Origin of the sequence: Romboutsia weinsteinii (assembly GCF_002250835.2) — a bacterium.
In the GTDB taxonomy this organism is placed as follows: domain Bacteria; phylum Bacillota; class Clostridia; order Peptostreptococcales; family Peptostreptococcaceae; genus Romboutsia_A; species Romboutsia_A weinsteinii.
Genome location: NZ_NOJY02000012.1, coordinates 20428 through 39573, shown reverse-complemented (window position 1 = coordinate 39573; position 19146 = coordinate 20428). Strand labels below are relative to the sequence as shown.

Here is a 19146-nt window from a genome sequence, read left to right as displayed (position 1 = left end):
GTATAACAACAATTTTAAAAAAAAGCAAGGTATAATTTGAAAAAAAAATAAAATTTTTAAAAAAGAATATTTTGTTGAAAATAAAACTTGATTTTAAATCTATATATAGAAGTCAAAATCTATTAATAATAAAAGAAAATACTACATATAGTGTTAAAAAAAAAATACAGGGAATTAATAAAGTATTAAAAAAATAACAAAATATAAAGTTTGGAGAACTTAAGATGAAAAATATTATAAAAAGAGATGGAAGTAAAGAAGTATTTGATAAAAACAAAATAACTCATGCAGTATATAAGTCTACTATCAACAGTAAATTAGGTATAGATAAAGAAATAGGAAAGTTAATATCAGACAAAGTAGAGGATATGATAAATTCTCAGGAGGAAGAAATAACTGTAGAGGATATACAAGACCAAGTAGAGTTTTTACTTATGGAGTCTAATAGAAAAGATATAGCCAAGAAATATATCTTATATAGGGAAAAAAGGTCAGAGTTTAGAAATGCAAAATGGAAGAGTGATGAACTTCAAAAATCTATTTGGGCTAATAAGTACCAATATGAAAATGAGTCATTTGATGAATGGATAGAAAGGATATCAGGTGGAAATAAAAAAATTGCTAAACTGATAAGAGATCGTAAGTTTTTATTTGCAGGAAGAATATTAGCAAATAGAGGTCTTCCGAGTGATGGAATAAAAGTAACCTATTCTAATTGTTATGTCTTAGAACCACCTAAAGACAGTATTGAGGGGATATTTGATACGGCAAAAAAGTTAGCCAGAACATTTAGTTATGGGGGTGGAGTTGGTTTTGATATTTCTAATCTCAGACCCAATGGAGCATTGGTGCATAATTCTGCAAAGACTACTACTGGTGCAGTATCATTTATGGACCTTTACTCAATGACTACAGGTTTAATTGGTCAAAGAGGAAGACGTGGGGCACTTATGATTTCTATGGATATTAATCACCCTGATATTGAAGACTTTATTGATATAAAGACCGATTTAGATAGAGTTACCAAGGCTAATATATCAGTAAGAATAAATGATAAATTTATGGAAGCTGTAGAATCGAGATCTAAGTTTGAATGTAAGTTTAAAGTAGAATCGACTAATGAAACTATTACTAAAGAAGTCGATGCATATGAGTTATTTATGAAGCTAATAGCTAACAACTGGGATTTTGCTGAACCTGGAATCTTATTTTGGGACAATATAGAAAATAATCATTTGTTGAGTGAAGATAAAAAATTTAAGTATGCAGGAGTAAATCCTTGTGCAGAAGAACCTCTTCCAGCTGGTGGAAGTTGCTTATTGGGTTCTATAAATTTGGCTGAATTTGTTGTTGAGCCATTTACTGAACATGCAATATTTGATATTAATAAATTTAAAGACTGTGTAACAAACGGTGTTATAGGATTAAACGAAGTATTGGAAGAAGGGTTAGAGCTTCATCCACTTGAGGAGCAAAGAAATGCTGTAAGAGAGTATAGACAAATTGGATTAGGAGTAATGGGAATAGCGGATATGCTCATAAAGTTAGGTATTAGATATGGATCAAAAGAATCTATAGAGCTTTGTGAAGAAGTAGCAAGGACTATGTTAAACAGTGCTGTAAAGCAATCTGCACTACTGGCTAAAGATCTTGGAGCCTATGAAAACTATAACAAAGAAGCGATACTAAAATCTAGATTCTTCAAGAATAGGATAGATGAAAATGTAAAAGAGCTTGTAGAACTATATGGATTAAGAAATTCTCAAATACTTACTATACCTCCTACTGGTTCTATATCCACTATGCTAGGTATAAGTGGAGGCATTGAGCCTATATTTAATGTATCTTATATAAGAAAGACTGAAACTCTCCATGATGAAGATGTATATTACAAAGTGTATACACCTATAGTTAAAGAATATATGGATGCACATGATATATTAGACGAAAAAAATCTACCTGATATATTTGTAACAGCAATGACATTAAAACCTGAGGAGAGAATAAGGATGCAAAGAGCTTGGCAAAGTTACATTGATGCATCTATTTCATCAACAATAAACTTGCCATATGAGGCTACTGTAGAGGATGTATACGATATATATATTAATGCTTGGAAAAATGATTTAAAAGGAATTACTATCTATAGAGATGGATGTAAAAGAAGCGGGGTACTTTTAAACAATAAGCCTAAAAAAGAGAAAAAAATAAAAGATGGTAATTTAGCTAATGATAAAATAGCTATTACTGAAGAGTCGCAAGAAAAATTTGTATGTCCAGAGTGTGGTAATGAAAGTATTATACCTACAGGTGGATGTGCAATTTGCTTACAGTGTGGATATAGTAAATGTAATTAAGAGATTGTCTTAACAATTTCGAAATAAATTCATAAATTATTTATATAAGTTTATTTCGGAGGGATTGCATTGATTAAGGCAAAATATGGTGATGTTATATGTGTAAATCATGGAATATATAATCACTTTGGAATATATGTAGATGATAATCATGTCATACATTATGATGGAAAAGAAGATGATAAGTTTCTAAGACATATGTATATAGCTGAGACAAGTATAGAAAGATTTTTAGGAGGAGCAAATAATTATTATGTATATAGATTTTCTAAGAAAAGGTCTATTAAACCTAAAAGAATTAAAATACAGAAGTTATCAAGAGAGTATGATGATATAGCATTTACAATGTATATGCTATTAAAGCTTAAGAGAAATAGTGATTACAGAATATATTCACCAGAAGAAACTGTAAAAAGGGCTAGAAGTAGAATTGGTGAGAGAAAATTTAATCTTGCTTCAAACAACTGCGAGTACTTTGCAATATGGTGCAAAACAGGTGTACAAGAGTCATATCAAGTGAATTTAATAATACAGGCACTTTTTGCAATAAAAAAACTGAAGATTTAATTTACAAAAAAACTTACAGATGATTATTTCGTCTGTAAGTTTTTTTTGTTTTAAAATAAATTGATTACTCTATCTATACCTCTATTTGTAAGTAGCTCTCTCATTTTCTCTCTATGAAATAAAAACTTAGTATAAAGCTCTTCTGACGGCTTTGGGTCACCATAGACTCTCCAATACTTTGTATTATAGCAAGCATTTTTACCATATCCCATAAATCCTACGACATCTTTGATAGGATATCCTAAAAATACGCCTATCTCATCAGGGAAAGTATCCCCTTCTAGTTTTTTCACTAAATGCTTAATATATGAATCTGCACTTACTTTCTCAGGATAGCCTAAAAACTTTAGGAAATTTTGAGACTTTTTACACTTAAGATGTTTCTCTAGGCTGTATTTATTGATAAATAGTATCTTTAAACCCTTATTATTCTTATCTATTGATATAAAATCTATCTTTTTACATTTACTAAAATATTTATTTATTTCTTCGAATTTATTATCCTTATTAACATCATGGGCAGGTATACTTATAATTTCAGATGGTTTTGAACCAATTAACACTGGACCTAACAGTTCTATAAGCCACTTTATATATGATGAATTTATTTTATTTTTACAGTAATATGAGTTACAACAAGTCATTTTAAACACTCCTTAATGAAAATTAGTATCACTTAAAATTATTATAACGCAAATGATAATTAATATCAATAAAAATAAATAAGGAATATAAATAAAAAAGGAAAATTTAGAGATAATAATTTATAGGTTTATAGATATTATTATAAACATAATTTTAAGGAGGATACTATGAATAAAAATAAAGTAATAACATTAGGATTAGCAATAGCATTATCTATAGGAGCAGTAGCTTGTACTAAAAAAACTGAAACACCAAAAACTGAGCCGAAACAAGAACAAAGTACTACAACAAATGATAATACATACTCAGAGTATTATACTAAGCATTATAATGAATATCTTTCAGGCTTAAATAACTATATGGGATATGAGACAGTAGAAAGTAGAAATAAAATGTTTGAAGGAAAAGAATACCCAGGTAATGAAACTTATTTAACAGATGTAAAAAAAGCTTATACAGACAGTAAAGACAAAATACAATCATTTGTAGATGCTCTTAAGAAAAATACAGATATAACTGATGAAAAGGATAAAAAAGATAACGAAGCATTAATAGCAGAAGGTGAAAAGTTAATAGCTGAACTAGATACAAGAATAAAAAAATTAGGTGAAGTACCAAAAGATGCATATACAAAAACTAAAGATGAGTTTATGAATATGGTAAATGATGCTACAACAGCAACAAAAGACTTCAAAAATGATTTCAACGTAAGACTAAAAGAAATGAACACTAGATTTGATATAAATACAAAAGATAAAAAATAATTAGAAAATTCTATTGACATAGATTCGAAATTGTTATAATATTAAAACATATCAGAAAACAAAAACAAAACTAAATACTTCTTATCCAGAGTGGTGGAGGGACTGGCCCTATGAAACCCGGCAACCAGTATATATTTGATATACATTGGTGCTAAATCCAGCAACTTATTAAAGTTGAAAGATGAGTATAATTCGCTTTCTAAAGCCTGAGTTTATACTCAGGCTTTTATTATTATATTTAGTAAAATTTAATCAAGGGGGAATTGACATGATATGTATAAAGAAAGTAAATAAATACTATGGTAAGACCAAAGTATTAAAAGGTGTAGATATGGAGATACGAGATGGTGAGATTTTTGGGATTATAGGTCATAGTGGAGCTGGGAAATCTACACTACTTAGATGTATAAATGGCTTGGAGGATTACAAAGAAGGCAGTATTTTAGTAAACAATAAAGAGATAAGAACATTAAATGAAAAACAGTTAAGAGAAATGAGAAAAGAGTTAGGTATGATTTTTCAGCACTTTTCATTATTAGAAAGAAAGACAGTATTTGAAAATATTGCTTTACCTCTAGAGTGTTTTAAATATTCTAAAGAAGATATAAATAAACGAGTTTTAGAACTTTTAGACCTAGTAGGAATAAAGGATAAGAAAGATATAAAACCTAGAAACTTAAGTGGAGGTCAAAAACAAAGAGTAGCAATAGCAAGAGCACTAGCATTAAATCCAAAAGTACTTCTTTGTGACGAAGCAACTTCTGCACTTGATCCAAATACAACAAAGTCAATACTAGCTTTACTTAAAGATATTAATAAAAAATTAGGAATAACGATAGTAATGGTAACTCACCAGATGGAAGTAATAAAGCAAATCTGTACTAAGGTAGCGATAATGGAAGGTGGAGAGGTATTAGAAATTGGAGAAACAGAAGAGATATTTTTACATAATACAAAAGCATTAAGAAAATTAATTGGGGAAGACAATATAGTATTACCACAAGGAACAAATATAAAAATACTATTCCCTAAGGGTACTTCAAACGAAAGTCTTATTACTAAGATGGCTAGAGATTTGGATATAGATTTCTCTATAGTTTTTGGAAAATTAGAAAAATTCAGAGATGATATATTAGGCTCGCTTATTATAAATGTAAGTAATAAGAGTGGAGAATCGGTAAAAAGATACCTAGACAACAAAGGCATAATATGGGAGGAAATAGTAAATGATTAATTTTGAGACATTAAGTGAATTTTTAAGTGATATATTACCAGAAGCATTATCACAAACATTATATATGACAATAGTACCAGCAATACTAGCGACAATTCTAGGATTTATACTAGCAATTATATTAGTAGTAACAAAGCCAAGTGGATTAAGTCCAAATCATACTATAAATAAATCTTTAGGTTTTGTAGTAAATATTTTTAGAAGTTTTCCATTTATCATACTTATAGTAGCACTTATGCCTTTAACAAAATTAATAGTAGGTACAAGAATAGGGGAAACTGCTGCTTTAGTGCCTATAACAATAGGTGCAGCTCCATTTATAGCTAGAATAATTGAAGGTGCTTTAAATGAGGTAGATGAGGGCTTAATAGAAGCAGCAAAATCGTTTGGAGCTACGAAGTGGCAAATTATTTTTAAAGTCATGATAAAAGAAGCTATGCCTTCTGTAGTGTCTGGAGTAACTATTTCAGTAATATCAATACTTGGGTACACAGCAATGGCAGGTGCAGTAGGAGCTGGAGGAATAGGAAGTGTAGCTCTTACTTATGGTCATCAGAGAAACGATACGGCAATAATACTTTATACAGTAGCAGTACTTATAATATTAGTTCAAATAATCCAAGGCCTAGGAGACCTGGCATACAAAAAACTAAAATAATGTAACTTGGATCAATATAAAAAATTAACATAGGGGGAAATAATTATGAAATTAAAAAAAATAGTAACATTGGCATTAACTTCAGTAGTGGCATTATCAATAGTAGGATGTTCATCATCAGCAGCAGATGAAGATAAGACGATAAAAGTAGGAGCATCATCTACTCCACATGCAGAAATATTAGAAACAATAAAACCTAAATTAGAAGAAGAAGGATACAAATTAGAAATCAAAGTAATGGATGATTATGTTCTTCCAAACACAGGAGTTGCGGATGGGTCACTAGATGCAAACTTCTTCCAACATGTGCCTTTCTTAGAACAAACTATAGAAGAGAGAAAATTAGATTTAACATATACTGCAAAGGTTCATTTAGAGCCAATCGGATTTTACTCTGAAAAAGTAAAATCAATTGAAGAAATAAAAGATGGAGCTAAGATTGCTATACCAAATGATGTAACAAACGGAGCAAGAGCTTTAAAATTACTTGCAGATAATGGATTAATTGAAATTAAGGATGGAGAAAATATAACAGTTAAAGATATAACTTCAAATCCTAAGAATATAGAAATAATTGAAATGAATGCAGAGATGATAGCATCAACACTATCAGATGTTGATGGAGCAGTAATAAACACTAACTATGCTTTAAGTGCAAAGCTAAATCCTAAAAAAGATGCTTTAGTTTTAGAGTCAACAGATTCACCTTATTCGAACATATTAGCATGTAGAGAAGATAATAAGGATAGTGATAAAATAAAAGCTTTGACAAAAGCACTTACTAGTGATGAGGTAAGAACATTTATTGAAGAAAAGTATGAAGGTAGTATATTACCATCATTTTAATAGATAATAAAAACTTAATATTTTACAATAGGAAAAATAAGGGTTAATATATTATATATTAGCCTTTTTAATTTTTATTTTGATTAGTTATAATATCTAGTCAAAATGAATCTTTTATAAGATAAAGTGATAAAATTTATAGTAATGAAATATATACGAAAAATAGAAAGGGGCAAAATGATGAATCAATCAAGAATAAAAAATATCAGCCCATTAGCTGAAACTAAGTTTGTAGGGCTTTACGATGTTGAATACAAAAATAAAGTAAATGAAGATAAACACTGGATGGTAGCTACAAGAAAAAGCAAAGAAGAATTAGAAGCTATATATAGTGGAGAAAAAGAAGATGAAATAGATGCTGTTGTAATAGCAGCTCTACATAAAAGCACAAATAAAATTGTCATGATAAAACAGTTTAGAGTTCCTATAAATAATTATATATATGAACTACCAGCAGGTCTTGTTGATAACCATGAAGATATGGAACATGCTGTATCAAGAGAGCTTAAGGAGGAAACCGGATTAGACCTTATAAGTATAAATAAGATAAATAGTATGGATAAGCTATACTTATCTCCGGGAATGACTGACGAATCAGTAGCTTTTGTATATTGTACTTGCGATGGGGAAGTATCTAAAGAGTTTTTAGAAGATGATGAAGAAATAGAAACATATTTATTATCCCAAGAGGATGCAAAGAAAATAATAAATAGAAATGAAAAGATAGATATAAAAGCATTTTTAATTTTACAGATGTTTGCTAATCTAGGTCATAAGCTATTTTAAACTAAATAAAGTATAAAAATAAAAGCCATAGCATAATGATATAAATGTCATTAGTTTTATGGCTTTTATCTTTATAATTGATTAATTAAAATGATAATGTAACATAAAGTTTATTTTATAAATATAAAAAATACTTTATGTTACATTATCATTTTGATAGTAATATAATGAATATATGATTATCAAAATGATAATGAAAAGGAGTGGAAAATATGATTTATGAAAATGCACTTGAATTAATAGGTAATACACCAATATTAAAATTAAATAATTTAGGATACCCAAATGTATATGTAAAGCTAGAAAAAACTAACCCAGCCGGTAGTATAAAAGATAGAGCAGTATACTGTATGATAGAGGGTATGGAACTAAGAAATGAATTGAAAAAAGGCGATGTATTAGTAGAGGCAACAAGTGGAAATACAGGTATTGCACTAGCTATGGTAGGACAATTAAAAGGATATAAAGTCATAATAATTATGCCTGAAACCATGAGCGCTGAGAGAAGACAATTAGTTAAGGCATATGGAGCAGAGCTTATATTAACAGACGGTAAAAATGGAATGCAAGGAGCTATAAATAAAGCAGAAGAGCTCCTAAAAGAAAACTATAATTATAAAAGTTTAAAGCAATTTGAAAATAAAGATAATCCTTATAGTCATTATAAAACTACTGCTAAGGAGATTTATAATGATATTAAAGATATAGATATATTCGTATGCGGTGTAGGGACAGGTGGTACTTTAAGTGGGATTGCTAAATACCTAAAATCACAAAATACTGGTATAAAAATAATAGCTGTTGAACCATCAAATTCACCTATTATATCACAGAATAAGTCAGGTACACATAAAATACAGGGTATAGGAGCAGGGTTTGTACCTGATAACTATGACGCAAGCTTAGTCGATGAAGTAATGACAGTAACTGATGAAGATGCGCTTAATATGGTTCAAGAAGTCGCTATAAGAGAAGGAATATTGGTAGGGATATCTTCTGGAGCAAATATTTCTGCTGCTACCAAAATATCTCAAAAAAATAAAAATAAAAAAATAGTAACGGTAGCTCCAGATGGCGTAGATAAGTATATGTCTATGGGTATATTTAATTAAAGACAACAATAAGGGAAGTGATCAAGATGTTTAAAAAAATTAATAAAGATATTGAGTATATAATGGAAAATGATCCTGCTGCAAGATCAAAAATAGAAGTATTTCTATTGTATCCATCTATTCACGCCTTGATTTCATATAGAATTTCTCATTTTTTTTATAACAGAAGTATGTTCTTTATTGCAAGACTCGTATCACAACTCTCCCGATTTATCACAGGAATAGAGATACATCCTGGGGCAAAAATTGGAGAAGGTATTTTGATAGATCATGGAATGGGAGTAGTAATTGGTGAGACAACTGAAATTGGCAATAGAATTACAATATATCAAGGTACAACACTTGGAGGAACTGGTAAGGATGTAGGCAAGAGACATCCAACTATAGGAGACGACGTTATGATAGGTTCTGGTGCTAAGATTTTAGGTCCAATAAAAATAGGAAATGATGTTAAAATTGGAGCTAATACTGTTGTTCTAAGAGATATACCCGATGGCTCAACAGTAGTTGGAATACCTGGAAGAATAGTTAGAAATAATAACTTAGAGTTGATATCATCCTATGACAATATAGATAAAAATAGCAATATTCCTTTTAAGGATATTTAATAAAATATAAGAAAGAGTCAATGATATTTGATATAATTAGTACTATGACTTACAAATACCTGTAGGTTAATTTATTAATTTTATGAGGTTGACGATGTATTTTACTTATATAATAAGATGTAAAGATGATTCTTTATATACAGGATATACTAGTGATATAAACAGAAGAATGAAGGAACATGAAACAGGAATAAATTCAAAATATACTAAAGCAAAAGGATTTGACAAGTTAGAGGTGTATTTTGAGACGGATACAAAGAGTAAGGCTATGAAGTTAGAGAGTAGGATAAAAAAACTTACTAGAAAGAAAAAAATTGATGTTATTGAAAATCCTAATTTTTATATAAATGAGATAGGAGAACGAGGAAATTATTTTATAGGTTCTTATTGACAATAAATTCCAAATAACTATAATTAAAGTATAAAAAAGATTAGCTAGGGGGGCCAATTTGGCTGAGAGGTATCTACCGACCCTTATACCTGATCTGGGTAATGCCAGCGTAGGAAAGCTTATAGGGATAAATTATATATTTATTTTTAATATATATTTAGATACTATTAGTTTATTTAGCTGTACCCAGAGAACTGGGTGCAGCTTTTTTATTTGGCAATGGATATAGTATGTAGGTTATTGGACACATGAAATAACTCGTTGACACGTTGCTTGATCGAAGCGGATTTTGAATAATAAAAAGGGAGATTAAGAGGTATGAGAAACTACAAAATAGCAACACTTACAATTGCTGGGTCTGATTCTTCAGGGGGAGCTGGTATTCAGGCGGATTTAAAGACATTTAGCTCCATTGGAACATATGGAATGAGCGTAATAACAGCTATCACTGCTCAAAATACTCAAGGCGTATTTGGTGTTGAGGAATTAAGTCAAGAAATAATTAAGAATCAGATAGAGGTAGTATTTGATGATATACCTCCAAAAGCTGTTAAAATAGGGATGGTTTCAAGTCCTGAAATTATTTTAGAAATAGTAAAAGGGCTAAATAAATATAATCCAGAGTTTGTTGTTGTTGATCCAGTAATGATTTCAAAGAGTGGGTACTCGCTTTTAAGACCTGAGGCAAAAGAAAATTTAATAAAATACTTAATACCAAAAGCTTACATAGTAACTCCAAATATTCCAGAAGCTGAGGAAATTGTAGAAAAAGAAATAAAGACATTAGAAGATATGAAAGTAGCAGGCAATAAAATACTAAGCATGGGGCCAAAGTATGTTCTTATGAAAGGTGGCCATTTAGAGGGAGATGCAATAGACGTATTAATAGGTAAAGATGTTTTTGAAATATATAAAAGTGAGAGAATTAATAGAAAAAATACACATGGCACAGGATGCACACTTTCTTCAGCGATTACATCTTATTTAGCTTTAGGTAATGGAATAAAAGAATCAGTAAGACTAAGTAAAGAGTATATTACTGAGGCAATCAAATACAGCTTTGATATAGGCTATGGAGTAGGTCCAGTACATCATTTTTATAATTTTGAAAAACAGGAGGAAGCAGTATGTACTCACTAATAGAAAAGGTAAAGGAAATAAACCCATTAGTACTTCATTACACTAATAATGTAACTATAACAGACTGTGCAAATATAACACTAGCTATTGGTGCAAGCCCTCTTATGAGTTTTTCATATGAAGAAGTTGAGGAAATAGTAAGTGTAGCTAGTTCAGTTGTTATAAATATAGGTACAATGAACTCTAATTTATTAGACTTATATTTACTAGCAGGAAAGGCTGCAAATAAATATAACAAACCTATTATTTTAGATCCAGTAGGGGTATTTGCAACTAAAGCTAGAAGAGATATTACAAATAGGCTTTTAAATGAAGTTAAGTTTGATGTAGTGAAGGGAAATATTTCAGAGATAAAATATATTGGGGGATTTGATGTTAGGGGAAAAGGTGTAGACTCTTTTGATGATGGAGAAGATATAAGCGATATAGCAATGAGGGTAGCTAGGAAATTAGAGTGTGTCGTAGTTGCAACTGGCAAAGTAGATATTATAACTGACGGACAAGAAATATTTAAGATAAATAATGGATCTATAAAGTTAAAGAGAGTGACAGGAACAGGTTGTATGACAACAAGCTTAATTGCAAGTTTTATGCCTTGCAGTGAAAGTATTTTACATGCGGCTGCTATAGGAACTTTGGTAATGTCATTGAGTGGTGAATTAGCAGATAGAGATAATCCTAATATAGGAACCTTTAAGGTAAAACTATTTGATGAAGTAAATGATATGAATATTAATAAATTAGAAGAATACGCAAATATAGAAAAAGTTAGTAAAGTATAAGAAATGGGGAGATCATTTATGGAAGGTAATATAAAGAATGATTTAAGTCTTTATTTAGTAACAGATTCAGAGATTTTAGCAAATAGAGATTTTTATAGTTCTATAGAAGATGCAATAAAAAGTGGTGTTACAATGGTACAACTTCGAGAAAAGAATGCTTCAGGAAGAGACTTTTTAGAAAAGGCATTAGAATTAAGAAAAATAACAAAAAAATATGGAGTAAGTTTTATAATAAATGATAGAGTCGATATTGCTATGATATCTGATGCAGATGGAGTACATGTTGGGCAGAGTGATATAGATGCAAAGTCAGTTAGAAAATTAATAGGGAGTGATAAAATAGTAGGAGTATCAGCTAGAACTTTAGAAGAAGCAAAAAAAGCTAAAAGTGATGGTGCTGACTATATAGGTATTGGAGCAGTTTTTTCTACATCAACAAAGTTAGATGCAAAATCAGTAAATATTGAAACTATTGAACAAATAACAAAAGAAGTAGATATACTATCAGTTCTAATAGGGGGAATCAATTTATCAAACATTGATAAATTGAAACACTTGGATGTAGATGGGTATGCTGTTGTATCTGCTATACTTAAATCAGATGATATATCTATGGAAGCTAAAAAGTGGAGCGATAAAATAAATGTGATGAAGAAATAAAGCATCCCAAATAGGATGCTTTATTTTTAAACTATTTTTTATAAGGCACTTTTTTAGGTGGTACATATTTAGTGCTTGGGGCAGCTGTAGTACTTTCGCCCTTAGCACCAGTAGCACCAGTAGATCCTTTAGCGCCACTAGGACCTTGAGGACCCATAGAACCAGCAGGACCTTGAGGTCCAACAGCACCGGCAGAACCTTTAGAACCAGTAGCTCCCTTAGCACCAGGAGCGCCAGCAGGACCTTGAGCACCAGTAGCCCCTTTAGAACCAGGAGCGCCAGCAGGACCTTGAGCACCGGGTGAGCCAGCAGGACCTTGAGCACCGGGTGAGCCAGCAGGGCCTTGAGGGCCAGCAGGTCCCATATTCCCCTGAGCTCCTTGAGTTCCTTTAGCACCAGCAGGCCCCATAGGACCCATAGGACCAGTAGCACCTTTTTGCCCCATAGGACCTTGTGGGCCTTGAGGACCAGCAGGACCAGCAGGACCTTGTTGTCCTACACCAGCTATGATATCTATTTCTCCACCATAACATAATGGATTTACATAGACCTCTTTCCCAAAATCTACGTATTGGATAGATGATAATTTTACATAGATAGGTCCTTTCCCAGAACTAGTTTTCCCCATAACAGCACATTGATTTACTTGACAAACTTTAAGTCTTAAAACACAATCGCTATCTTCTAACTTTAATCCAACAACTCGACCTATAGCACAACATAGTAAATTGTAAATTTGGTAATCTGCGCAGTCCATAGGATATACAAACATAGGTTTCATATCTTTATCAGGACAACATTTTTTATGTTTTACAGGTTCTTCCATACATTTACTTGGCTTACTAGAGCATTTAGGTGTCTTAGGTTGACAAATACCACAATTGCCAACATTGTAATATTTATCCTTATTCATACAGTCTTTATGCATATACAACACTCCATTGTTTATATTGTAGTAGAATAAACTACGTAATATACTTATATGATTAAAACATCAAAAATGAGACAGTATATACTATTTTAAATATATTAACAATTAATATAAAATCTAGGAAATAAAAAATTATGTTTACAAGATAGTGTATTAACTATATAATACACCTAAGAAGAAAGTTTTGTTACAAGTGTATTAACCACATGATACACTATTATAAAATGCAATATGATTGTAGAATACATATATTATTTAAATAAAAATTTGCCTTAAGTGTACTAATCGATTAATACACTTAGGATGGGAGGGAATATGAAATTTGAAATAGATAACAAATCCCCTATATACTTGCAGATAATTAAGCATATTAAAAGAAAAATAGTTATAGGAGATTTAGAACCTGGAGATAGTGTGCCTTCAAGAAGAGAAATGGCACTCAGTTTAAATGTAAACTTAAATACAGTACAAAGAGCATATAAGGAGATGGGAGAAATGGGGATAATTAATACTTATAAGAATTATCAAAGCAATATAACAACTGACGAGAATATTTTAAAAAACATTAAGATGGAGCTTATAAGAGAATCTTTAGATCTATTCTTAGAAGATATGAAGGCTATAAAAGTTAGCAAAGAAGAGGTTATTGAAATTATAAAGGATAAATACTAGGAATAACAGAGGGAGAATTGATTATGATTGAAGTAAAAGATGTAAGTAAAACTTATAAGAAAATGAGTGGATTGAAATGGAAAAAGTTTAAGGCATTAGATAAAATAAATTTCAATATAGAAACTGGAAAGATTACTGCTTTATTAGGAATTAACGGAATGGGGAAGTCAACTGTATTAAAAGCTATTGCTGGCTTGGTCAAAATTGATAGTGGTGAGATCTTAATAGATGGAGAACGTATTAATATAGACACATACAATAAGCTTGCATTTGTACCAGATATAGATATTCATTTTAGAGGATTTACTATTAAAGAAAGTATAGAATTCATGTCAATATTTTATAAAAATTGGAATAGTAATAAGGCTTGTGAGATGCTAGGAATGTTTAAGCTAGATGAAAATGAGATTATTGATAATTTATCAAAAGGAAATATAGCTAGAGTAAAGTTAATGCTAGGATTTTGCCAAGATGCTAAGTACATATTATTAGATGAACCTTTTTCAGGAATTGATATTTTTAAAAGAGAAGAATTCATTAAAACAATAACTAAGCATATGGAAGAAGATCAAGCTGTTGTAATAACAACTCATGAGATAGATGAGATTGAGAGCTTAGTAGATGATGTAATAATAATTGAAGAAGGACAAGTTATAGAGAGTTTTAATGCTGAAGAAGTAAGAGAAATGGAAGGCATGTCTATATTAGAAAAAATGAGGGAGGTATATAGACATGAATAAGCTTATGGCATTAGTTAATACAGACTTAAAAAGAAGTAAGAAGTTTTATTTAACATTTATAGGCCTACTCTTTTCAGCTACAATTTTAGTTAATATTATTCAAATATTAAACTATACAAAGCGTACACACATTATAGAAAAAGCAATAGAAACATTTGGAGGAATATTTTATGGAAATGCTATATTATTTACAAATGGTACGCTATCAAGGATATTTATAATAGGAGTGCTAACCTTAATAGTTTACTCGATTTACTCTTGGATTAGAGAGTATAGCCAAAGTAGCAAGAGTTTTTATACTCTACTTATGCTACCTTCTAATAGATATTATATATTTATTGCAAAAATAATAAGTACTGCAACTATGATTTATGGATATATACTAAGTTTAGTAATTGCTTTATTTATATCGAAGGGGATATTTAACATACTACTTAGTAAATTTACTATAATTAAAACATCATTTGCAAATGATATATTAGCTATTGACCATGGTCACTTTTCATCATGGAATATATCAAATGTTATACCATCAAATTTTATAGATTTTATTATGACGTATGGATTTTTACTTATTGCATTGCTATCAGTATTATTTTGTGGACTGTTAACTATATTGAGCTATAAGGACAGCATAGTAAAGTTATTAGGAGTATTAGTTTTATGTGTGTTTGTATTATATATTATGATGTATAGCGATATTATTGAAAATATGTTTGTAGTAATATCTAGTAAAATAGGGGCTATTGGTTTCTGTATACTATTTTATACTTTAGGTATATGTATAATTAATTTTATATCATATCATTTAATAAATAAAAAACTGTATGTGTAGTCTTGGAGGAGAAATATGAAAATAAATTCAAAAATATCAATAATAGTAATTTTTGTAGTAATAGTGTTGTTTATTGCAATAGGATCTATAAATAATCAATATGAGCCTAAAATAAGCACTATTTCTGGAAATATAAATGAATTAAAAAATATTGATATTCACTATAATGAAAGCAAAAGTATATTTATCAATAGAGAATATATATTAAATGCAGACAAGGTCAGCAGAAATGTTAATTTGATTAAACCATATCCAAATGGTACAAAAAGTTATGTATCATTAATGGATGTAACGAGTGGTGAAGATATGATATCACACGTTGGATATGAAGTAAATAATGAAGATAATAAAAAAATATTAAACTTAGTAATAGATGAAAAGAAATCTAAAGGAGATGTGCTTATTTACCCCAAAGAAGGTAGCGATAAGAAATCTTATGACCCTCAATTTGATAAGAAGGAGATTGACCGTACTAAAATAAGTTTAAACAAGTCTAACTATGGAAAAGAATACAACACCGAAATACTAGCATCAAATAGACATAAAAATAATTTATATATAATATCAAATAATTATCAATATATGAATTCAAATATTAAAAATTCATTAGAGATAATTAATATAAATACAGATAATAAATCAATTAAATCATCAAAAAAAATAGATATAGCTAAGATTATAAGTGAGAAGTATGAAAATATATTAACTAATATAAGTATTGAACGTATAGAAGTAAAAGGTGCAAGTAAATATAAAAATAAATTCTTTGTGATTATGGAAGTGTATAAATATATGGGTGGAAATAAGGATTTAGGTGAAGCTCTATTATTAGAGTATGATCTTGACACGAATAGTTATAAATTAGAAGCGTTAAGTAATTATGATGGATACACTCTTTCTCATATAAAATTAAAAGATAATATACTCGAATGTGTTTATAAAGAAGAGAGTGAAAAAATAGCTATAAAAGTAGTTAAATTTGATATGAATAGTAAAACTGTATTAGATGAATTTAGTTATGTAGTTGAAGAACATGTATCAGGCAGAAGAGGAATTAGAGATATACTAATCGATGATGAAAGAATATATCTACTGACAACTACTTTAGAATCTTTTGTTATGTGGGATGATAATAACACAATTTATGCAATAAATAAATCAGATAGAAGTAAAACTTATGAAGGAAGACTAATGTCTATAAGTCCTAATAGTTGGACTGGATTTACAGAAAGGTAGGTGTCAATATGAATAAACTGATGTACTTATACGAATATGAATTAAAAAGAAATATTAAAGCTTATTTAGCCGTAATTGCTTTAATTTGTGTATCTTTATTTTTATTAATACTTAACAATCTCAATAATTATAACTATGTAATAAAAGAAGTATTTAAGAATAAAAGTATAGAAAATACTATAGGTTTTGCTACCTTCGGAAACATAATACCAAGCTGTGCGGTTGTTATATTTATAATTGGATTATTAATCTGTAATTTATACTCATTTATAATCTGGAGAAAAGATTTTTCTGGTAAGAATAAGAGTATATACACACTACTTATGATTCCAGAAAATAGAATGAAAATATATATTAGCAAGCTACTTAATATAGTAAGCTTTACTTATATGTTTATAATAGCATTTGTGGCTACATTGTTTGTATCTTACTGCTTGTTATCAGAAAAGATGTCAGGAGATACAATAAGCTTCGGATTTGCCCAAGATACTATTTATAAGTTTGGGTCAATAATACCATACAATTTTATAGATTTCATTGTTGGTTACGTACTTTTACTTACAGCAACGATATCATTTATTTTCACATTAATTCTGCTTAATAAATCTATTAAAAAATGCTCTGCTATACTTAAATTAATACTATTTACAGTACTGATTTATTTTTGGATAGGGATAATAGTAACAACGTTTTTCTTTAGTAAGAATGTTATCTTAGGTACTATCTTATATTCTAGTATTACAATAGTTGTATGCTTTTTTATAAGCAAAAACATACTAAACAATAAAATAGAATTTTAGGGGGAGAGTTATGAAAAGTAAAAGATTAAAAAGAGGTTACATAAGCTTAGTAATAATTTCTCTACTTATGATAACGGTGGTTTCTATCCTTAGTTGTTATAATAATAAAAATAAATTGACTGTAAATGATTTGCAGGGAAATAAAAAAAATATAGGAGATATAAAACTAGTATACACTCCTAATACTAGTTACTTTAACTATGAAGAAATAACATTGAATAAATATGGTTTAAACAGTAAACCTAATATGAAGTTTCCAATTAATAGAGATTATATGGATTCAGAAAAAGATTATACACCTTTGCATAATTGGGATGAAGATAGATTAATATATTATAGTAGTAAGGAGTATATTGGAACTGCTAATTTTACATACTATGATGAAGATATAAACAGTAATAAAAGGAATATAAAAATAACTCAAAAAAACTTAAATACTAATAAAGATGAGGATATAGAGATATCTATTAGAGATGATAGATTCAATGGTGAATATGTAGGAGTACACTTCAACGTAATATATAAGGACAAGCTTTATATGATTTTAAATCAAGGTCCAACAGATGATAACGGAAGTGATAGGATTTTGGTTCTTGAAATTAATCTGAAAAATAAAACAGGGAAGATAGTTGCAAGTTATAATCCGAATAAAATTCAAGAAAATAGTTTTTGGATACAAAATATTATTTTTATAAATAAAGGAAAGATATATATATTAGGAATGGATAATATAAAAAATAGTAGTAAATTCATAATATATGATATAGAAAATAATAAATTTACTGAGAGCAACAACTTCCTAGAAAATTCAAAAGAAGAGGGCTATGCAAAAGACAAAGAGATGTTAGAGTGTACAGTAATAGAAGATAGAATAGTATTTATATTACTGAGTAATAATCATACTGGTAGTAAGGTAAGTCAGTACACATATAAAGTAAATTCAGATGAAGTGAAATTAGAATCTATTAAAAATACTAGCCTTCAAATATTAAATAAGTCATATATTAAAAAACTTACTGTGTCAGATGATAAAATATATATGATATCTCAAGGTAAAAATGAAACAACAAAGAAATTAAAAAATGGTAAGAGCTTCAAAATGTATGGAGTAAAGTCTGTAAACTTTACTATATTCGATATAAGTAAAAATAAAGTGGTGTATGAGGCAGAACTTAATAACTCCGATACAAGTTTGGCTTCAAATCTATATTTTCTTAAAGATTAGATTTTAGATTAAATTAGACAACTATATGAAATTGCCTTTTATAGTTATAATATGCTTACTAACAAATATACTAATGAAGCTTATATCCGCTGTAATTGAGTAATCATATTATTAGTTTCAGAATAACTAAAAAGACTTAATAAAAAGAGAGGGAGTT

21 protein-coding genes and 2 riboswitches are annotated in these 19146 nt (G+C 29.2%); of the genes, 19 read left to right on the top strand and 2 right to left on the bottom strand.

Translation table 11 applies throughout. The features are described from left to right. Nucleotides 1-224 precede the first annotated feature (224 nt). Together CHL78_RS08775 and CHL78_RS08770 are read left to right on the top strand one after the other, a co-directional pair. Nucleotides 225-2357 (top strand): adenosylcobalamin-dependent ribonucleoside-diphosphate reductase, encoded by a 2133-nt coding sequence (locus CHL78_RS08775; RefSeq protein ID WP_094365937.1) that lies wholly within the window; start codon nucleotides 225-227, stop codon nucleotides 2355-2357. 69 nt (nucleotides 2358-2426) lie between these two features. After that, nucleotides 2427-2924, top strand: a complete 498-nt coding sequence (locus CHL78_RS08770) for a lecithin retinol acyltransferase family protein (RefSeq protein ID WP_158540667.1) — start codon at nucleotides 2427-2429, stop codon at nucleotides 2922-2924. Nucleotides 2925-2974: 50 nt separating this feature from the next. Here the strand turns inward: CHL78_RS08770 and CHL78_RS08765 are convergent, their stop codons facing one another. Beyond that, a complete protein-coding gene (locus CHL78_RS08765; RefSeq protein WP_094365939.1) occupies nucleotides 2975-3568 on the bottom strand; it encodes a DUF3793 family protein in 594 nt (197 codons plus the stop codon). A gap of 168 nt (nucleotides 3569-3736) precedes the next feature. On the opposite strand from CHL78_RS08765, the gene CHL78_RS08760 reads away from it, so the two are divergent. The 11 genes from CHL78_RS08760 to thiE all read left to right on the top strand — a co-directional run bounded on the left by CHL78_RS08760 (nucleotide 3737) and on the right by thiE (nucleotide 12550). Next, entirely contained in the window at nucleotides 3737-4333 is a 597-nt protein-coding gene (locus CHL78_RS08760; protein WP_094365940.1) for a hypothetical protein, read from the top strand. 78 nt (nucleotides 4334-4411) lie between these two features. Then, nucleotides 4412-4521, top strand: a riboswitch (SAM riboswitch). An 80-nt stretch (nucleotides 4522-4601) separates the two neighbouring features. Then, nucleotides 4602-5567, top strand: a complete 966-nt coding sequence (locus CHL78_RS08755; RefSeq protein WP_094365941.1) for a methionine ABC transporter ATP-binding protein — start codon at nucleotides 4602-4604, stop codon at nucleotides 5565-5567. After that, the gene (locus tag CHL78_RS08750) at nucleotides 5560-6225 is read left to right on the top strand and encodes a methionine ABC transporter permease (protein ID WP_094365942.1); all 666 of its coding nucleotides are present in this window, start codon (nucleotides 5560-5562) and stop codon (nucleotides 6223-6225) included. Before CHL78_RS08755 ends, CHL78_RS08750 begins: the two co-directional genes overlap by 8 nt. A 45-nt stretch (nucleotides 6226-6270) precedes the next feature. Continuing rightward, a complete protein-coding gene (locus CHL78_RS08745; RefSeq protein WP_094365943.1) occupies nucleotides 6271-7071 on the top strand; it encodes a MetQ/NlpA family ABC transporter substrate-binding protein in 801 nt (266 codons plus the stop codon). 180 nt (nucleotides 7072-7251) lie between these two features. After that, complete coding sequence (locus CHL78_RS08740; protein ID WP_094365944.1) at nucleotides 7252-7857, top strand: NUDIX hydrolase; 606 nt, start codon at nucleotides 7252-7254, stop codon at nucleotides 7855-7857. Nucleotides 7858-8069: 212 nt separating this feature from the next. Then, nucleotides 8070-8969: a cysteine synthase A gene (gene cysK, locus CHL78_RS08735; RefSeq protein ID WP_094365945.1), complete on the top strand. Its 900-nt coding sequence runs from the start codon at nucleotides 8070-8072 to the stop codon at nucleotides 8967-8969. A 26-nt stretch (nucleotides 8970-8995) separates the two neighbouring features. Further along, on the top strand, nucleotides 8996-9577 hold the full coding sequence (gene epsC, locus CHL78_RS08730; RefSeq protein ID WP_094365946.1) for a serine O-acetyltransferase EpsC: 582 nt from the start codon (nucleotides 8996-8998) through the stop codon (nucleotides 9575-9577). A 94-nt stretch (nucleotides 9578-9671) separates the two neighbouring features. Further along, complete coding sequence (locus CHL78_RS08725; RefSeq protein WP_094365947.1) at nucleotides 9672-9968, top strand: GIY-YIG nuclease family protein; 297 nt, start codon at nucleotides 9672-9674, stop codon at nucleotides 9966-9968. A gap of 36 nt (nucleotides 9969-10004) precedes the next feature. Beyond that, nucleotides 10005-10101: riboswitch (TPP riboswitch) on the top strand. A gap of 185 nt (nucleotides 10102-10286) precedes the next feature. Beyond that, nucleotides 10287-11108, top strand: coding sequence for a bifunctional hydroxymethylpyrimidine kinase/phosphomethylpyrimidine kinase (gene thiD / locus CHL78_RS08720; RefSeq protein ID WP_094365948.1), 822 nt, complete (start codon nucleotides 10287-10289; stop codon nucleotides 11106-11108). Then, a complete protein-coding gene (gene thiM, locus CHL78_RS08715) occupies nucleotides 11096-11890 on the top strand; it encodes a hydroxyethylthiazole kinase (RefSeq protein ID WP_094365949.1) in 795 nt (264 codons plus the stop codon). Before thiD ends, thiM begins: the two co-directional genes overlap by 13 nt. An 18-nt stretch (nucleotides 11891-11908) precedes the next feature. Then, complete coding sequence (thiE, locus tag CHL78_RS08710; RefSeq protein ID WP_094365950.1) at nucleotides 11909-12550, top strand: thiamine phosphate synthase; 642 nt, start codon at nucleotides 11909-11911, stop codon at nucleotides 12548-12550. 31 nt (nucleotides 12551-12581) lie between these two features. Here the strand turns inward: thiE and CHL78_RS08705 are convergent, their stop codons facing one another. After that, nucleotides 12582-13478: a collagen-like domain-containing protein gene (locus CHL78_RS08705; RefSeq protein WP_116041389.1), complete on the bottom strand. Its 897-nt coding sequence runs from the start codon at nucleotides 13476-13478 to the stop codon at nucleotides 12582-12584. 318 nt (nucleotides 13479-13796) lie between these two features. Between CHL78_RS08705 and CHL78_RS08700 the strand changes: the two genes are divergently transcribed. Genes CHL78_RS08700 through CHL78_RS08675 form a run of 6 tightly spaced genes read left to right on the top strand, consistent with a single transcriptional unit; the run spans nucleotide 13797 to nucleotide 18989 of the window. Continuing rightward, nucleotides 13797-14153 (top strand): GntR family transcriptional regulator, encoded by a 357-nt coding sequence (locus CHL78_RS08700; protein WP_094367695.1) that lies wholly within the window; start codon nucleotides 13797-13799, stop codon nucleotides 14151-14153. Nucleotides 14154-14176: 23 nt separating this feature from the next. Further along, the gene (locus CHL78_RS08695; protein ID WP_094367696.1) at nucleotides 14177-14893 is read left to right on the top strand and encodes an ABC transporter ATP-binding protein; all 717 of its coding nucleotides are present in this window, start codon (nucleotides 14177-14179) and stop codon (nucleotides 14891-14893) included. Then, nucleotides 14886-15728, top strand: coding sequence for a hypothetical protein (locus CHL78_RS08690; protein WP_094367697.1), 843 nt, complete (start codon nucleotides 14886-14888; stop codon nucleotides 15726-15728). The genes CHL78_RS08695 and CHL78_RS08690 overlap by 8 nt, the downstream gene beginning before the upstream one ends. Nucleotides 15729-15743: 15 nt before the next feature. Further along, a complete protein-coding gene (locus CHL78_RS08685; protein ID WP_094367698.1) occupies nucleotides 15744-16964 on the top strand; it encodes a hypothetical protein in 1221 nt (406 codons plus the stop codon). Nucleotides 16965-16972: 8 nt separating this feature from the next. After that, nucleotides 16973-17764, top strand: coding sequence for a hypothetical protein (locus tag CHL78_RS08680; protein WP_094367699.1), 792 nt, complete (start codon nucleotides 16973-16975; stop codon nucleotides 17762-17764). Nucleotides 17765-17774: 10 nt separating this feature from the next. Then, complete coding sequence (locus tag CHL78_RS08675) at nucleotides 17775-18989, top strand: hypothetical protein (RefSeq protein WP_094367700.1); 1215 nt, start codon at nucleotides 17775-17777, stop codon at nucleotides 18987-18989. Nucleotides 18990-19146: the final 157 nt, after the last annotated feature.

Excerpts from the sequence above, each read along its gene's own strand:
- CHL78_RS08775 (WP_094365937.1), top strand. The coding sequence starts at position 225 with ATGAAAAATATTATAAAAAGAGATGGAAGTAAAGAAGTATTTGATAAA.
- CHL78_RS08765 (WP_094365939.1), bottom strand. The coding sequence starts at position 3,568 with ATGACTTGTTGTAACTCATATTACTGTAAAAATAAAATAAATTCATCA.
- CHL78_RS08760 (WP_094365940.1), top strand. The coding sequence starts at position 3,737 with ATGAATAAAAATAAAGTAATAACATTAGGATTAGCAATAGCATTATCT.
- CHL78_RS08755 (WP_094365941.1), top strand. The coding sequence starts at position 4,602 with ATGATATGTATAAAGAAAGTAAATAAATACTATGGTAAGACCAAAGTA.
- CHL78_RS08750 (WP_094365942.1), top strand. The coding sequence starts at position 5,560 with ATGATTAATTTTGAGACATTAAGTGAATTTTTAAGTGATATATTACCA.
- CHL78_RS08745 (WP_094365943.1), top strand. The coding sequence starts at position 6,271 with ATGAAATTAAAAAAAATAGTAACATTGGCATTAACTTCAGTAGTGGCA.
- CHL78_RS08740 (WP_094365944.1), top strand. The coding sequence starts at position 7,252 with ATGAATCAATCAAGAATAAAAAATATCAGCCCATTAGCTGAAACTAAG.
- cysK (WP_094365945.1), top strand. The coding sequence starts at position 8,070 with ATGATTTATGAAAATGCACTTGAATTAATAGGTAATACACCAATATTA.
- epsC (WP_094365946.1), top strand. The coding sequence starts at position 8,996 with ATGTTTAAAAAAATTAATAAAGATATTGAGTATATAATGGAAAATGAT.
- CHL78_RS08725 (WP_094365947.1), top strand. The coding sequence starts at position 9,672 with ATGTATTTTACTTATATAATAAGATGTAAAGATGATTCTTTATATACA.
- thiD (WP_094365948.1), top strand. The coding sequence starts at position 10,287 with ATGAGAAACTACAAAATAGCAACACTTACAATTGCTGGGTCTGATTCT.
- thiM (WP_094365949.1), top strand. The coding sequence starts at position 11,096 with ATGTACTCACTAATAGAAAAGGTAAAGGAAATAAACCCATTAGTACTT.
- thiE (WP_094365950.1), top strand. The coding sequence starts at position 11,909 with ATGGAAGGTAATATAAAGAATGATTTAAGTCTTTATTTAGTAACAGAT.
- CHL78_RS08705 (WP_116041389.1), bottom strand. The coding sequence starts at position 13,478 with ATGCATAAAGACTGTATGAATAAGGATAAATATTACAATGTTGGCAAT.
- CHL78_RS08700 (WP_094367695.1), top strand. The coding sequence starts at position 13,797 with ATGAAATTTGAAATAGATAACAAATCCCCTATATACTTGCAGATAATT.
- CHL78_RS08695 (WP_094367696.1), top strand. The coding sequence starts at position 14,177 with ATGATTGAAGTAAAAGATGTAAGTAAAACTTATAAGAAAATGAGTGGA.
- CHL78_RS08690 (WP_094367697.1), top strand. The coding sequence starts at position 14,886 with ATGAATAAGCTTATGGCATTAGTTAATACAGACTTAAAAAGAAGTAAG.
- CHL78_RS08685 (WP_094367698.1), top strand. The coding sequence starts at position 15,744 with ATGAAAATAAATTCAAAAATATCAATAATAGTAATTTTTGTAGTAATA.
- CHL78_RS08680 (WP_094367699.1), top strand. The coding sequence starts at position 16,973 with ATGAATAAACTGATGTACTTATACGAATATGAATTAAAAAGAAATATT.
- CHL78_RS08675 (WP_094367700.1), top strand. The coding sequence starts at position 17,775 with ATGAAAAGTAAAAGATTAAAAAGAGGTTACATAAGCTTAGTAATAATT.